Consider the following 15,804-nt stretch of genomic DNA (forward strand, 5'->3'; position numbering starts at 1 on the left):
GGACGAAACGATCTCGGGTGTCCATCCTAGGGAGTGCCTGGAGCTGCGGACGATTCCGCACCCAGCGGTCATGTCGCGTCGGGAGCGTCGACCGTCTCGTCGGGCTCGGCGTCGTTCGGCCCGTCCTCCGCGAGGATGCGGTACATGGACTTCCGCGCCTCGACGAGGATGTCGGCAGCCTGTTCGACCTGTCGGGACGTGCCGACTCCGGCCACCTGGCCGGCCGCACCCATCAACTGTCCGATGAGTGCGCGCAGATCCCGTGCGTCGAAACCGACCGAATCGGCGACGTCGTCCCACGGACTGCCCAGGTCCTCGCGATGCTGCTCGATGTGCGATCGCCCCTCATCGGTGAGAGCTGCCGTCTTGCGTCCGGCCACCTTGTCGATGAGAACCAGGCCCTCGTCCTCGAGCTGAGACAGAGCCGGATAGATCGAGCCCGGGCTCGGCTTCCAGGTGCCGTTGCTCTTGTCGGCGATCTGCTGAATGAGCTCGTATCCGTGCATCGGACGCTCCTCGAGCAGCAGCAGGATTGCCGCACGCACATCTCCGCGTCGACCTCGCCCTCCTCGACCCCGACCTCGGCCGAAATCTGCATTCGGTCCGAAACCACCAGCCCCGAAACCGCCGGCACCGAAACCGGGCCGCATGCCCTCGCGGCCGCGTCCGAACCCACCTCCTGCACCGCGCCTGCCGCGTTCACCGTGTCCTCTCTTTCCGCGTCCTCGCTCTCGATGACCGCCCTCGTCCACCGGGACGTCATCGTCGGCCTGAGCAACCCACATCTGAAACGGTGCGCCGCGCATGTGCGCACGTCCGTTTCCACTGCCTGCGAACGGCCCCATCCGGGGGCCTCCGCGGCGTCCGAATTCGTGTGCGAATCCTTCGAATGCGTAGTTCATGTCGTTCTCCTATGTATCGATTGACATTTCGACGATATATCGGCAATACAGTTTACGCAAGATCCCGAGTCCGATTCCTTCTTTTCGACACCGATGAGCCCATGGACAACAGCCACCTCTCGGTACGATGAATCGGCCGGTCCGAGCCACCGATCACAGCGCCCGGCGGGGCGGCGCTCGCTCACGAACGAGGAGGGCCGCATGGCCGGATCAGCGGGGCGACGGGTTGTCGTCGTGCTCGGCTGCGTTCTCGCCGTCGTCCTCCTGGTCGGATCCGGCGTTCTCGGCCACCGCATCTCGGTGCTGATCGACGACGTCGCACAGCTCGCAGGCGGAATCGCCGCGACGGTCGTCTGCGGCCGGACAGCCAGGAGTCGGACGGGTTCCGAACGCCAGTGGCGCGTGCTGATGGCCGCGGGAATGGCGTGCTGGAGCGCAGGCATGGCGGTATGGGCCTTCTACCGATCCGTGCTCGACATGCCGCTGCCGACCGCATCGGTCGCAGACGTCGGGTTCTTCCTTTTTCCCGTCTTCGCCGTTCCCGCTCTGTTCGCCTTCGTGGGAGTGTCGCCCCGACGAGCGGCCGCAGGTGCCCGCCACATCTGGCTCATGTCGCTGCTCGACGGTGCAGTCGTCGTGGGATCACTCTTCGTTCTGTCATGGGCCACCGTGCTCGGTGCGGTCGTGCACTCGTCGGAGTCCGAACCCATCGAGTTCCTGGTGGCCGTCATGTACCCCATCACCGATCTGGTTCTCGTCGCCATGATCGTGCTGCTCATCGTGATTCCGACCATCGCGGCGCGGTACAGGTCACAGCTCACCCTGCTCGGTGCAGGAATCCTGATGCTGGCGATCTCGGACAGCATCTACGCGTACCTGGTCGCAATCGGGGCAGAGTTCATGCCCGTCCTGACGGACGGCGGATTCATCGCCGGCACCGCGCTCATCGCGCTCGCGGCCGCCACACCGAGAACCGTCGACAACGGCCCTTCGGTGTACATCCCCTCGACATACGGCCCTTCGACCTACAACCCTTCGACGCCCGGCCAGGAACCCACTGCGTTTGCCGGCACGGACAGCATTGCCGGTGAACGAACGCAGATGCTGCTGCCCTATGCGCTCATGGGCGCCATCGGCATCGTGCTGGCGGTTCTGCGTGTGCTGACCGGCACCCTCGACTCGACGGTCATCGTGCTCGGGGTTGCGGTGGTGCTGCTCTCGCTCGTCCGACAGATGATCACCTTGATACAGAACGACAACCTGCTCCGTAGCTTGACTCTGGCTCGGGACGAGCTGACCTACCGCGCGCACCACGACGGACTGACCGGACTGCTCAATCGATCGTCGTTCGACGAACACCTGCGCGCAGCGGTGAACGACGCCCGAGCGGGCCGGAAGAGCGCAGTCCTACTGCTGATCGACCTCGACAATTTCAAGAGTGTCAACGACCGATTCGGGCACGGCGGCGGCGACGAACTGTTGATCGAACTCGCACGCCGACTCGACAGATGCGTGGGCGAGGGTGTGGTGGCGCGTTTCGGCGGCGACGAGTTCACCGCCTTGGTCCACGCCGACCTCGACACCGGGCGCGCCACAGCAGCGCGCATCGCCGAAGCTATGCGCACTCCCCATGAAATCGACGGGCATCCGGTCTCGGTCGGCGCGTGCGTCGGTGTCGTGCAGATAGGCCGCACAACCGGCGTCGACCCCGAAGACACTGCACCACGAACCACCGGTGTCGACGAGGACGAGCTGATGCGGCTCGCCGATCGCGCGATGTATCGGGCCAAACATGAGGGGAAGGCCGGGGTCTACGGCTACGACGCCGTGGGCACGCTCAGCCGAGTACCGATGGACATCGATCAGGACAACCTGGGTACCAAACCGAAAATGGTTGCAGGAGAACCAGATCCGGCACGGTTGATGGGACCGCCGACCAGAACGTAGGCACCTGTGGCCGGGATGGACTCCAAATTGGTCAGGTTCTCCAAGCTGATCCGACGCCTGTCGTAGAGCTTGACCGACACCGGGTAGGTCTCGTCGTTGCCAAGATCGGGCCCGAAGGTATCGGTGCCGAGCGCTCCTCGATCTGCGAGCTTGCCCGTGTCGATCAGCCACTGAGCCGCCTCCGCCGAGAAGCCGGGTTGGTGTGTCACACCGTCCGCGTCTGCGTTGGCGTACGCGTCGGTGCCCCAACGCGACGACCATCCGGTCCACGCAATGACGGCCGCCCCCGCCGGAATTGGTCCATGCACGGCTTCCCAGCTCTGCAGATCTGCGACCGTGACGGCGTAGTCTGCGTCGGCCGCCGCCTGCTCGCGGATATCGATCTTCACCGCGGGCAGAAACAGGTCTTGCGGATCGAGTTGGTCGGCGGTCAGTCCACCCTCCTGAAAATGCGCGGGCGCTCCCCAGTGGGTTCCGGTGTGCTCGCCTTCCTTGACGTACTGGAGGTAGAACCCGTCCTCGGCGACAGTGAACGCCGTCTCGAGAGTGAACTCGGGATCGCCGGGAAAGATCGGAGTGAGAGCCGGATCGTTGACGTGCGACAGAGACACGATCTGCAGCAGGCGATCCAACGGAACGGCAGGCCCGGCAGGCTGCGCCGAGCCGGTACCGGGCAGGGCGTCGGCGGTGGCAGGCGCAACCAGCCTTGCCCCCACCAGCACTGCCACACCTGTCGTCACTCGGCGAAACAGCTGCCTTCTCTTCATGTCCCCGACCCCACCTCTCGTCAGCGCCCCGTGCGCCTCCCCGACGCAACCTTAAGCCCTGCCGCACCCCGATGGCAGCATCAACCGATCCGAATAGGATCTATCTGAATCCGCACTCCCGCACCGAGTTTCTTGGCACTGCGAGATGCCTGCGCAGCCGACAACGCCCGAGCCAGTGCCGCCCCGGTACTGCGGGGTACGCGTATCAGCAGCCGCTGCACATCACCGGAAAGCCCGTCCTCTCCGCTACTTGCAGGAGGGCGTTGGCCGTCCGGCAGATCGACCGGTCCGAGCACTTCCACTGCCTCGGGCAGGTCTGCACTCTCGACCAGCGCAGTGATCGCGTCGGTGGTGCCGTCGATCGCCGCAACGTGCACGGCCGGCGGAAAGCGAACCTCCACACGCTCGTCCAGCTGACTCCTCGCGTGCCACAACGGATCCCAGCGAACCAGAGCCTGCACGGTAGGTATTTCGGATTCGGCCACGACGACCACACGGCCACCGTCCGAACCCGGCCGCACCATGGCTGCGGCCGTCATCCACCGACGCAGCGTCTCCTCTGCGGCGCGCAGATCTGCGCGGCCGAGCAGTGCCCAGCCGTCGAGCAGCAACGCCGCGCCGTAGCCACCCTCGACCGTCGGCTCGGCACCCACCGTGGACACCACGAGCCCGGCCCCGGGACGGACCGAGTCGAGTACTGTCGCGCCGCCCGAATTGTGCACGGGAACACCAGGAAAGGCCCGCCCCAGTTCCTCGGCGGTTCGACCCGCACCGATCACGACTGCACGTAGGTTTCGCGAACCGCAGACCGTGCACCGATGCGCAGCGTCGGCGATTCCGCACCACGAACACGTAGGGCTGCTGGCACCGTCGCTGCCCGCAGCCGAGGGCAGCGCCAGCGGGCCGTTGCATCGACGACACCGCGCCGGATTCCGGCACTTCGCGCATGCCAGTGACGGCACATAGCCCGCACGCGGAACCTGCACCAGCACAGGTGCGTCGGCCTTCAACGCCGCCCGAGCAGCCTCGAAGGCAATCGCCGGTAGTCGTGCCACGCGAGCCGCTGGATCCCGCGCCAGAGCGTGGTCCGAATCGGCCAGCGCGACCACGTGAGGTTGACGCTCTCGGATCAGCTCACGCGGAGCCACGAGGTCGTGGGCCCAGCCGGAGTCGACGAGCGCTTCGGCCTCCGCCGTACGCGAGTGTCCACCGATCACCACCGCCGCCCCGGAGACGTGAGCACGGAGCAACGCCACCTCGCGCGCGTGCGGATACGGGGACCGAGGCTCGGCAAAACTGTCGTCGCCGTCGTCCCAGATCGCGATCATGCCGAGCGTCGACACCGGAGCGAAGACGGCACTACGCGTGCCGACGACGACCACAGGTCCCGATCGCAGACACCGTAGCCACTGCCGATACCGCTTGGCCGGACCCAGTCCGGCCGACAACGCCACAACATGCTCGGCCCCGAGCAACCCCGTGCATGCCGCCTCCAGGCGATCGAGGTCGCGCTGATCGGGCACTATGACCACTGCGGACCTACCGCCTGCCACCGTCACCGCGGCCGCCTCGGCCAGACGAATCGACCATTGTTCGCCGGGCAGCGCCTGCCACACGGCTCGCGGGAGGCGGCCGGACGCCAGGGCATCGAGGAAATTCGGGCCATGGGTATAGGCGGACCATGCCACGCGGTCGACGGCAGGCTCGTTCGGAGGATCGACGACAGGTGTGGCTTCCGCTTCCACCCGCGCGTGGCGGGCCGGTACGGCCAGACGCAGCACGTCCGCTCGTGTTCCGGCGTAGCGATCTGCAACCACCTCAGCGAGCTCGGCGATCTCGGGAGTCAGAACCCGCTCCGCGGACACCACCCGTTCGAGCCATCCGAGTTTGCCGTCATGGTCGGTCTCGGCCAGCCTGGCCACCACGAAACCGTCGACCAAACGGCCCGCGAACCGCACTCGAACGCGGACGCCGGGTTGCGCATCCGCACCGAACTCCTCGGGTACGAGGTAATCGAATTCGCGGTCCAGATGCGCCAGCGGCAACATCGGGAGAATGCGAGCGATGGGAAGACTCGACGCCGCTACCCGTGCCGAGACCGCCACCGCACCTCCTTCTCGACTTCTTCCGACCTCGACAGACCTGGATGAACCGAGCCGGTGCGAGGGGAGGTACGTACTGGACCGTGTTCGCCCTGTCTACAGACCGGCCGCATCCCGGAGCTTGTCGGCCCGATCGGTGGACTCCCACGGCAGATCGATATCGGTACGGCCGAAGTGGCCGTACGCCGCGGTCGGAGCGTAGATCGGCCGCAGCAGATCCAGGTCGCGGATGATGGCGCCGGGGCGCAGGTCGAACACCTCACTGATCGCCGCGCGGATCTTCACAGGATCGGTCTTCTCCGTGCCGAAGGTCTCGACGAACAGACCGACCGGCGCAGCCTTACCGATCGCGTACGCCACCTGGACCTCGATGCGATCGGCGAGGCCGGCCGCGACGGCATTCTTGGCAACCCACCGCATCGCGTAGGCGGCGCTGCGATCGACTTTCGACGGATCTTTACCGGAGAACGCTCCGCCGCCGTGCCGCGCCATGCCGCCGTAAGTGTCGACGATGATCTTGCGTCCGGTCAATCCGGCGTCACCCATCGGGCCACCGAGCACGAACTTGCCGGTGGGATTGACCAACAGGCGCACGTCGGAGGTGTCGAGGGTCGGCACGTTCAACTCGGCCAGAACCGAACCCAGAACCTTCTCGCGAATGTCGGGTGTGAGCAGATTGTCGAGGTCGATGTCGGCCGCATGCTGAGTCGAGATCACCACGGTGTCCAGACGAACAGCGTTGTCGCCGTCGTACTCGATAGTCACCTGAGTCTTGCCGTCCGGGCGCAAGTACGGCAGCACTCCACTCTTGCGAACCTCGGTCAGCCGCCGTGCGAGACGGTGGGCCAACGCGATCGGCAACGGCATCAACTCGGGCGTGTCGGTGTTGGCGTACCCGAACATCAGGCCCTGGTCCCCCGCGCCCTGCCGGTCGATCTCGTCGTCGGACAGCCCTTCGACGCGAGCCTCGTGAGAATGGTCGACGCCCTGAGCAATTTCCGGAGACTGCGCACCGATGGCGACGTTCACCCCGCACGAGTTACCGTCGAAACCCTTTGCCGACGAGTCGTATCCGATCTCGAGGACCTTCTCGCGCACGATCTTCGGGATGTCGGCATACGCTGTGGTGTTGACCTCACCCGCAACATGAACCTGCCCGGTTGTGACCAACGTCTCGACGGCGACCCGGGCACGCGGATCCTCCGTGAGCAGAGCATCGAGAATCGAATCGCTGATGGCGTCACAGATCTTGTCGGGATGACCCTCTGTAACGGACTCGCTGGTGAAAAGCCGACTACCGGACGTGCTCACGGACTTCCTCTCGACGCATGTTCCTGCCAGACCCGGCGCCGTGCGCCGGTCGGGCACTCCACGAAAATTGACGTTCCCTCGGTGTTATCGCCCCTGCCGGAACGTGGCAAACCTGATTTCTACGATCGGTACAGCAGGTGCCCAGCACAGTAGCCGGGACAACATCGCTCGTGCACCCTTGGCATCATCGGGGATTCGAAGTCGGTCGAGGGCTCCTCGTATCGAGCATCTGCACCACCGAATCCAGGACGCGGCTCGCGAGGAGAGCTTTCGAGCCCTCTCCCAATGCAGCCTCGGAACCATCGGCTCCGAGCAACCAACCGTCGTTGTGGTCCACCTCGAATGCCTTGCCGTCACCGACCGCGTTCACCACGAGCAGATCGCAGCCCTTGCGTTCGAGCTTGGCCCGCGCGTATGTCAGCACATCGCCGTCTGCGTCGCCTGTCTCGGCGGCGAACCCGACGATGACCGTCGATGATTCGATGTCGCCGTCTCGTCGAGCTGCGACCAGGCCGGCGAGTATGTCGTCGTTACGGATCAACGGGATCGAGGACGGCTCGTTCGCGCCCTTCTTGATCTTGCTTCCCGCGATGGACTCGGGGCGGAAATCCGCAACCGCGGCCGCCATGACCACTGCATCGACGCCGACGGCATGTTTGCGAACAGCGTCCTGCATGTCCGAGGCGGTCTTGACGTTCACGACGTCGACTGCAGCCGGCGCGTCGAGGTCGCTGGTGTATCCGGCAACCAAGGTCACCTGGGCACCGCGCTGCGCGGCGACCCTGGCCAGCGCATATCCCTGCTTGCCCGAACTCCGATTACCCAAAAAGCGAACCGGGTCCAGGGGCTCACGGGTGCCTCCGGCGGACACCAGAACACGACGCCCCTCGAGATCTCGTGGGAGGGCATCGGCTCTCTCGCTCACGAGCATCGACAGTGCGAATATCTCGTCCGGTTCCGGAAGCCGCCCCGAACCGGTGTCGCGTCCGGTCAACCGCCCGGACGCCGGCTCGATCACGTGTGTGCCACGCGACCGAAGCGTGGCAACGTTGGCGACAGTGGCCGGGTGCTCCCACATCTCGGTGTGCATCGCCGGTGCGAGAACAACCGGGCAGCGGGCAGTGAGAAGAGTTGCGGTGAGCAGGTCGTCCGCACGCCCTCCCGCAATCCGGGCCATCAGGTCCGCGGTGGCCGGTGCCACGACGACGAGGTCCGCCTCCTGGCCCAGACGCACGTGAGGAACTTCCGGAACCTCCGCGAAGACGCCGGTGTGCACCGGCTGGCCGGAGAGTGCCTCGAACGTCGCACGTCCGACGAACTCGAGCGCGGATTCGGTCGGAATCACTCGAACCCGATGTCCGCTCTCGGTGAAGCTGCGAATGAGCGAACAACTCTTGTAGGCGGCGATACCTCCGCCTACTCCGACGACGACATGCAAGTCAGATGTCCTCTGTGAGGTTCTTATTCGCCTTCGGTGTGCTCGAGGAGATCTGCATGGATCTCTCGCAGTGCGATCGACAGCGGCTTCTCCTGCAGGCCTGGCTCGACCAGGGGTCCCACGTACTCAAGGATGCCGTCACCGAGCTGGTTGTAGTAGTCGTTGATCTGGCGTGCGCGCTTGGCTGCGTAGATGACCAATGCGTACTTGGACGAGGTGCGGGCAAGCAACTCGTCGATGGGCGGATTGGTGATGCCGAGCGGCGTGTCGTAGGCCGGCAGAGCGCTGCGTCCGTCGAAGTCGGAAACGGCCGCTGAAATGCTGCTCACTGATGATCTCCTGAAATTGCATCGTTGGTGCTACGAACTAGCTGGTCGGGGCCTCGTGCGCCGTGGGAATGGTCAGCTGTTGCCGACCGACGACCTACCGACCAACAAGGATACCAACTGTTCGCACGAATGGTCGACATCGGTATTGACAACCACTGTGTCGAACTCGTCCTGCGCGGCCAATTCCACCCGCGCGGTCTCCAGTCGACGCTCCGTGGCCGCGCTTTCCTCGGTCGCGCGTCCGACCAACCGGGAGACGAGGTCTTCCCATGTGGGCGGAGCCATGAAGACCAGTAGAGCCTCCGGTTTGGACACGCGCACCGCCCGAGCACCCGCCAGGTCGAGCTCGAGCAGAACCGGGCTGCCCGCCTCGAGAGCGGCATCGACGGGCGCGGCCGGAGTGCCGGACCGCTGCAGGCCACCGTGGATGCTCGCCCACTCGAGCAGCTCGCCGTCCGCGATCATCCGGTCGAACTCGTCGGCGGAGACGAAGTGATAATCCTGTCCGTCGGTCTCACCGGGTCGGGGTGATCGAGTCGTGACCGACACGCTGAACACGAGCTCGGGCAACGCCGCGCGCACGAGCCGAACGACACTGGACTTGCCGACGCCCGAGGGACCGGAGAGCACCACCAATCGACCCCGCTCGTTCGATGGGGCCGATGAAGTCGCAGTGTCACCCACTGTGGTCAGGCCTCGAAATCGAACTTCGTCAGCAGCGCCTTGCGCTGCCGATCTCCGAGACCACGAAGGCGACGCGTCGGTGCGATCTCCAATTCCGTCATCAGCTCCGCGGCCTTGACCTTGCCTACCTTGGGCAACGCCTCGAGCAACGCGGACACCTTCATCTTGCCGAGAATCTCGTCCGTCTCGGCATCTTTGAGCACCCGCTTGAGATCGGTGCCGCCACGCTTGAGTCGCTCCTTGAGCTCGGCGCGCGCTTTCCGTGCGATCGCTGCCTTCTCGAGGGCAGCGGCACGCTGCTCGGGGGTCAACTGGGGAAGGGCCACTGTCGGTTCCTCCGTCTTCTCGTTCTGGGTGGTACGACGCACACGATCGCTGTCGGCACGTCGACCATCGGTGTACCACTGCCGCGGACCGCGGTCATCGGCGATCTGCACTGTTCGTCGGCAGCGCTAGCGACCGTACCGACGACTCGCGTTCACCGCTAACTCGCCCCCGAGTGCCGGAGCGCAGTAGCGTCGACTATGCGAGACCGGCTTCGATCTCGTCGCGCAACCGCGTCGCCGCGTCGCGCAATGCCGTCACCGACGGGCCTGCGGCCAGGACACCCCGAGACGAGTTGGGCAGCAACAGCTCACGCGAATCACGGAAGATCTCCGCGAGATCGGCCACCGTCGCTCCCTGCGCTCCCAGACCCGGCGCAAGGATCGGTCCGGTGTAATCCGACAGATCGAGACCGTGGTCACGCGTCGCACCGACGACCAAGCCCACTGTGTCGGCATCGACGCGATTGCGCGTCGCCGCCGCGTCGACGATCGACTGAGCCACCGACCCGCCGTTCGATGTCGCCGCCTGCTGTAAGGCCGAACCCTCCGCATTCGAGGTTCGAGCCAGCACGAACAGCCCGCGCTGGTGTTGCACCGCTCGCTCGACGGTCTCGTTCAGAGAATCGAAGCCCAGATACGGCGACACCGTGACCGCATCGGACGACAGTGGCGACTCGGGCTCGAGCCACGCGTGCGCGTACGCATCCATCGTGGTGCCGATATCGCCGCGCTTGGCATCGGCGATCACCAGGGTGCCGGCGTCACGCAACACACTGACGGTGCGCTCGAGCACCGCGTACCCGGCAGATCCGTATGCCTCGAAGAACGCCACCTGCGGCTTGACGATCGCGACTTCGCCGACGAACGCCTCGACGCACAGCTCGGCGAACACCTCGAGACCGTCGGCCGAGCGCGGCAACTCCCAGGCGTCGAGCAGGGCGGGATGTGGATCGATGCCGACGCAGAGCCGACCGCGCGCACTCACCGCCGAACGCAACCGATCCGACCAGCCGAGATGACTCATGGCACGACCAGACCTTCCTTCAGTCCCGCATGCAGGTCCTGGAGCGAGCGAACACCGATTCCGCCTGCGATACCGGCTTCGATGCCCTGCACTGCTGCCGACGCACCCTGCACCGTGGTGATGCACGGGATGTTCTGTGCCACTGCCGCGCTGCGAATCTCGTACCCGTCGACGCGGGGGCCGGAGTTGCCGTACGGGGTGTTGATCACCATCGCGATGTCGCCGGCCAAGATCCGGTCGACGATGGTCTGCTCACCCTCCGGGACGTCCTCACCCGACTGCTTGTACACCTGCTCGCACTTGATTCCGTTGCGCCGCAGCACATCTGCGGTGCCTTCGGTTGCCAGGACGGTGAATCCGAGATCCGCGAGCCGCTTCACCGGGAAGATCAGCGAGCGCTTGTCCTTGTTCGCCACCGATACGAACACCGCGCCACCTGCAGGCAACGATCCGTAGGCGGCGGTCTGGCTCTTGGCGAAGGCGGTACCGAAATCGAAGTCGATTCCCATCACCTCACCGGTGGACTTCATTTCCGGGCTGAGCAGAGTGTCGACGCCGGTACCGTCCGCGCGGCGGAACCGATTGAACGGCAACACCGCTTCCTTGACGGCGATAGGAGCGCCGGCCGGGACGGTGCCACCGTCTCCGGTCTCCGGCAGGATTCCCGCAGTCCGAAGTTCGGCGATGCTCTCCCCCAACATCACCCGTGCACAGGCCTTCGCCAGCTGCACGGCGGTTGCCTTGGACACGAACGGCACCGTCCGGCTCGCACGGGGGTTGGCTTCGAGGACGTACAGAATGTCGTCCTTCAGCGCGTACTGCACGTTCAGCAGGCCCTGAACACCGATTCCCTTCGCGAGGGCTTCGGTGGATCGCCGCACGTTCTCGAGGTCGGTCTTGCCGAGCGTGATGGGCGGCAGAGCGCACGCCGAGTCGCCGGAGTGGATGCCGGCCTCCTCGATGTGCTCCATGATGCCGCCGATGTACACCTCGGTGCCGTCGCACAGCGCGTCGACGTCGATCTCGACAGCATCTTCGAGGAAGCGGTCGACCAGAACCGGGCGGTCGTCCGAGATCTCCGTCGCGTTGGAGATGTACGTCGCGAGAGACGCCTCGTCGTACACGATTTCCATCCCGCGTCCGCCGAGGACGTACGACGGACGGACCAGTACCGGGTAGCCGATGCCCGACGCGATCTCACGGGCCCCGTCGAACGTGGTCGCCGTGCCGTACTTGGCAGCGGGCAGCCCGGCCGCGTCGAGGACCTTGCCGAACTCGCCACGGTCCTCGGCGAGATCGATGGCCTCGGGGGATGTTCCGACGATAGGAACGCCCGCGGCCTTCAGCCGCTTCGCCAGGCCGAGCGGAGTCTGGCCGCCCAGCTGCACGATGACCCCGCGCACCGTTCCCGAAGCGGCCTCGGCCCGGTACACCTCGAGAACGTCCTCGAAGGTCAACGGCTCGAAGTACAGGCGGTCGGCGGTGTCGTAGTCGGTGGAGACGGTCTCGGGGTTGCAGTTGACCATGACCGTCTCGTAGCCGGCCTCGGACAGCGTCAGCGCCGCGTGTACACAGCTGTAGTCGAATTCGATGCCCTGACCGATGCGGTTGGGACCGGATCCGAGGATCAGGACCTTGGGCCGGTCCGGCTGCGGGGCAACCTCGGTCTCGGCTTCGGGGTCGAGCTCGTAGGTGCCGTAGTGGTACGGGGTCTTGGCCTCGAACTCCGCCGCACAGGTGTCGACGGTCTTGTAGACCGGGTGCACGCCGAGCTCGTCGCGCAGCGCACGCACATCGTCCTCCCCGTCGAGTTCGGGTCGCAACGCGGCGATCTGGCGGTCGGACAGCCCGTGGTACTTCGCCTGTCGCAACAGCGTCTCGTCGAATTCGGCCGCCTCGCGAACCTGGACGCCGAGTTCGTGGATCTGCTGGAACTGGTCCAGGAACCACGGATCGATCTTGGTCGCCTCGAAGAGCTGCTCGAGAGTGGCGCCCATCGCGAACGCCTTCTCGATTCCGTACATCCGACCGTCCTGAGGAACGGACAGGTCCTTGAGCATTCTCTCCAGACTCTCCGCCTCGACCTCGGGGCCGGTCCAGTACCCCGCGCGCTTGGTCTCGAGCGAGCGCATCACCTTGCCGAATGCCTCGGTGAAGTTGCGGCCGATCGACATCGCCTCACCGACGGACTTCATCGTCGTGGTCAGCGTGCCGTCGGCCCCGGGGAATTTCTCGAACGCGAACCGCGGTGCCTTGACGACCACGTAGTCCAGGGTCGGCTCGAAGCACGCCGGGGTCTCGCGGGTGATGTCGTTGACGATCTCGTCGAGGGTGTAGCCGATGGCCAGCTTGGCGGCCATCTTCGCGATCGGGTAACCGGTGGCCTTCGACGCCAGCGCCGACGAGCGCGACACCCGAGGATTCATCTCGATGACAACGAGTCGGCCGTCGGCCGGATCCATCGCGAACTGGATGTTGCAGCCGCCGGTGTCGACGCCCACCTCGCGCAGGATGTCGATGGAGAGATCGCGCATCTTCTGGTACTCGCGGTCGGTCAGCGTCATCGCGGGTGCGACGGTCACCGAGTCGCCGGTGTGCACGCCGACGGGGTCGACGTTCTCGATGGAACAGACGATGACCACGTTGTCGCGGCCGTCGCGCATGAGCTCGAGCTCGTATTCCTTCCAACCGAGGATGGACTCCTCGATGAGGACGTTCGCCGTGGGCGAGGCCGCCAGGCCGCCGCCGGCGATCCGGGTCAGGTCTTCGTCGTTGTAGGCCAGTCCCGATCCGAGACCGCCCATGGTGAACGACGGACGCACGACGACCGGGAAGCCGAGCTCTGCGACGGTCTCGCGCACTTCGTCCATCGTGTAGCAGACAGCCGACTTCGCGGACTCGCCACCGACCTTGGCGACGATGTCCTTGAACTTCTGTCGATCCTCACCGCGCTGGATCGCGTCGAAATCGGCACCGATCAGCTCGACACCGTACTTGGTGAGAATGCCCTGATCGTGCAGTGCGACGGCGGCGTTGAGAGCCGTCTGTCCACCGAGGGTGGCCAGCACCGCTTGGATTGGGTGCCCCTGCTCGGCCTCGCGCGCGAAGATCTTCTCGATGAACTCCGCCGTGATGGGCTCGACGTAGGTGGCGTCGGCGAACTCGGGATCGGTCATGATCGTCGCCGGGTTGGAGTTGACGAGGCTGACGCGGAGGCCTTCCTCGCGCAGCACTCGGCAGGCCTGGGTGCCGGAGTAGTCGAACTCGCAGGCCTGACCGATGACGATCGGGCCCGATCCGATGACCAGGACGTGGTTCAGGTCTGTGCGGCGTGGCATTACTTCTTCTCCTGAAGGACGCTGGTGAAACGGTCGAAGAGGTAGGCGGCGTCGTGCGGACCGGCCGCGGCCTCGGGGTGGTACTGCACGGAGAAGGCGCTCCCGTCGATCAGTTCGACGCCTTCGACGGTGCCGTCGTTGGCGCACGTGTGGCTGATCCGGGCGCGACCGAAGTCGGTGTCGAACTCCTCGCCTGCTTCGCCTTCGAGTGCGAATCCGTGGTTCTGTGCAGTGATCGCGATGCGGCCGGTGGTGTGCTCGATCACCGGGATGTTCATGCCGCGGTGCCCGAACTTCATCTTGTAGGTGCCGCGTCCGAGTGCCCGCCCGAAGATCTGGTTGCCGAAGCAGATGCCGAACAGGGGCAGCTTCCGCTCGAGCACTTCTCTGGTCAACGCGACGCTGGTGTCGGCCGTGGCCGGGTCGCCCGGTCCGTTGGACAGGAAGACACCGTCCGGGTTCAGCTCCAGAACCTGCTCGATGGTGGTGTTCGACGGCACCACGTGCACGCGGATACCGCGCTCGGCGAACATCCGCGGAGTGTTGGTCTTGATACCGAGATCGACTGCGACGACGGTGAATCGAGCGTCGCCGGTCGGCTCGATGGTGTAGCCGGCTCCAGTGGTCACTTCACCGGCGAGATCGGCACCGAGCATCGACGGCTGACCGACCACCTGCTCGAGCATCTCACCCGAGGTGCCGAGCGCGTCGCCCGAGAACACTCCCGCTCGCATCGAGCCGCGGGTACGCAGGTGCCGGACAAGTGCGCGCGTGTCGATTCCGGCGATGCCCACGACGTTCTGTGCCTCGAGCTGATCCTGCAGAGTCCCGGTCGAGCGCCAACTCGAGGTGCGGCGGGCCGGATCTCGGACGACGTAGCCGGCGACCCAGATCTTGTTGGGATCCTGGGCGCTGGCGGCTTCACCGTCTTCCTGGTTCCAGCCGGTGTTGCCGATCTGCGGCGCAGTCGCGACGACGATCTGTCGGTGGTAGCTCGGGTCGGTGAGTGTCTCCTGGTACCCGGTCATTCCGGTGCAGAACACGGCCTCGCCGAGGGTGCGCCCCTGTGCGCCGAATGTGGTGCCGCGGAATGTCCGGCCGTCCTCCAGAACAAGAACTGCGCTGCTCACGCGGTTTCCTCCTTGGTTTCTCCGGTGGAACTTGCTGTCCACACCGGGTAGATCTGCTTGTCGTCGGCCCGGAAGCCGGTGTCTATCTCGGTCCCTGTCGGCAGCTCCCAGCGGATGACAAGGAGCCCGTCCTTGGTCATGACCTTGCCCGCCAATCCGCGTTCGGTGCGGATCGCACGAATCGATGCCGCTGGAATCCAGATGGGAGATTCGCCGTTTCGATCGAGAAGAATCCCCTTCTCGTATCGGGAGAGTTCACCGGTGGCGCGGTGGCCGATGTCGCCGACGGCGATCCGGTCCTGCCAGCTCGGCGCGATGGTGCTACCGACGTACAGGCCGGTGGTCGGCTCGATGTGCGTGGCACCCAAGTCGTCTGGCACGGTCGGGAATTCACCGATTCGATCTTCCTGACGCTTCTGCCGTCCTCGCCAACCCCAGAAGATCAGCGCGATCATCAGCGCCCAGAACAGGATGAATCCGATGACGATGAGAACTCTGTCCACGGC

General features: G+C 65.5%; 13 protein-coding genes. 1 reads left to right on the plus strand and 12 read right to left on the minus strand.

The genetic code is table 11. The features are described from left to right. Positions 1-68: 68 nt before the first annotated feature. A complete protein-coding gene (locus BH93_RS14190; protein WP_032378465.1) occupies positions 69-806 on the minus strand; it encodes a PadR family transcriptional regulator in 738 nt (245 codons plus the stop codon). 297 nt (positions 807-1,103) lie between these two features. Between BH93_RS14190 and BH93_RS28135 the strand changes: the two genes are divergently transcribed. Further along, positions 1,104-2,849 carry a GGDEF domain-containing protein gene (locus tag BH93_RS28135; protein WP_037173819.1) on the plus strand — a complete coding sequence of 582 codons (1,746 nt, stop codon included), beginning with the start codon at positions 1,104-1,106 and terminating at the stop codon, positions 2,847-2,849. Here the strand turns inward: BH93_RS28135 and BH93_RS14200 are convergent. The 11 genes from BH93_RS14200 to BH93_RS14245 form a co-directional block, all read right to left on the minus strand. Next, the gene (locus tag BH93_RS14200) at positions 2,765-3,616 is read right to left on the minus strand and encodes a cyclase family protein (RefSeq protein WP_037173820.1); all 852 of its coding nucleotides are present in this window, start codon (positions 3,614-3,616) and stop codon (positions 2,765-2,767) included. The two genes, BH93_RS28135 and BH93_RS14200, sit on opposite strands and share 85 nt — an antisense overlap. A gap of 80 nt (positions 3,617-3,696) precedes the next feature. Then, positions 3,697-5,664, minus strand: coding sequence for a primosomal protein N' (locus BH93_RS14205; RefSeq protein WP_197914667.1), 1,968 nt, complete (start codon positions 5,662-5,664; stop codon positions 3,697-3,699). Positions 5,665-5,814: 150 nt separating this feature from the next. Further along, positions 5,815-7,029: a methionine adenosyltransferase gene (metK, locus tag BH93_RS14210; RefSeq protein ID WP_032377810.1), complete on the minus strand. Its 1,215-nt coding sequence runs from the start codon at positions 7,027-7,029 to the stop codon at positions 5,815-5,817. A 184-nt stretch (positions 7,030-7,213) separates the two neighbouring features. Continuing rightward, positions 7,214-8,467: a bifunctional phosphopantothenoylcysteine decarboxylase/phosphopantothenate--cysteine ligase CoaBC gene (gene coaBC, locus BH93_RS14215; protein WP_037173823.1), complete on the minus strand. Its 1,254-nt coding sequence runs from the start codon at positions 8,465-8,467 to the stop codon at positions 7,214-7,216. Positions 8,468-8,490: 23 nt separating this feature from the next. Next, complete coding sequence (gene rpoZ, locus BH93_RS14220) at positions 8,491-8,796, minus strand: DNA-directed RNA polymerase subunit omega (protein ID WP_032377808.1); 306 nt, start codon at positions 8,794-8,796, stop codon at positions 8,491-8,493. Between the two features lie 72 nt (positions 8,797-8,868). Beyond that, a complete protein-coding gene (gmk, locus tag BH93_RS14225) occupies positions 8,869-9,429 on the minus strand; it encodes a guanylate kinase (protein ID WP_008716577.1) in 561 nt (186 codons plus the stop codon). Positions 9,430-9,485: 56 nt separating this feature from the next. Continuing rightward, a complete protein-coding gene (gene mihF / locus BH93_RS27805) occupies positions 9,486-9,806 on the minus strand; it encodes an integration host factor, actinobacterial type (RefSeq protein ID WP_037174309.1) in 321 nt (106 codons plus the stop codon). 196 nt (positions 9,807-10,002) lie between these two features. Continuing rightward, positions 10,003-10,830, minus strand: a complete 828-nt coding sequence (gene pyrF, locus BH93_RS14230; protein ID WP_037173824.1) for an orotidine-5'-phosphate decarboxylase — start codon at positions 10,828-10,830, stop codon at positions 10,003-10,005. Continuing rightward, positions 10,827-14,168, minus strand: a complete 3,342-nt coding sequence (gene carB, locus BH93_RS14235) for a carbamoyl-phosphate synthase large subunit (RefSeq protein WP_037173825.1) — start codon at positions 14,166-14,168, stop codon at positions 10,827-10,829. The genes pyrF and carB overlap by 4 nt, the downstream gene beginning before the upstream one ends. Further along, on the minus strand, positions 14,168-15,298 hold the full coding sequence (carA, locus tag BH93_RS14240; protein WP_037173828.1) for a glutamine-hydrolyzing carbamoyl-phosphate synthase small subunit: 1,131 nt from the start codon (positions 15,296-15,298) through the stop codon (positions 14,168-14,170). The genes carB and carA overlap by 1 nt, the downstream gene beginning before the upstream one ends. After that, the gene (locus BH93_RS14245) at positions 15,295-15,801 is read right to left on the minus strand and encodes a PH-like domain-containing protein (RefSeq protein WP_037173830.1); all 507 of its coding nucleotides are present in this window, start codon (positions 15,799-15,801) and stop codon (positions 15,295-15,297) included. Before BH93_RS14245 ends, carA begins: the two co-directional genes overlap by 4 nt. Positions 15,802-15,804: the final 3 nt, after the last annotated feature.

The organism is Rhodococcoides fascians A25f (genome assembly GCF_000760935.2).
In the GTDB taxonomy this organism is placed as follows: Bacteria; Actinomycetota; Actinomycetes; order Mycobacteriales; family Mycobacteriaceae; genus Rhodococcoides.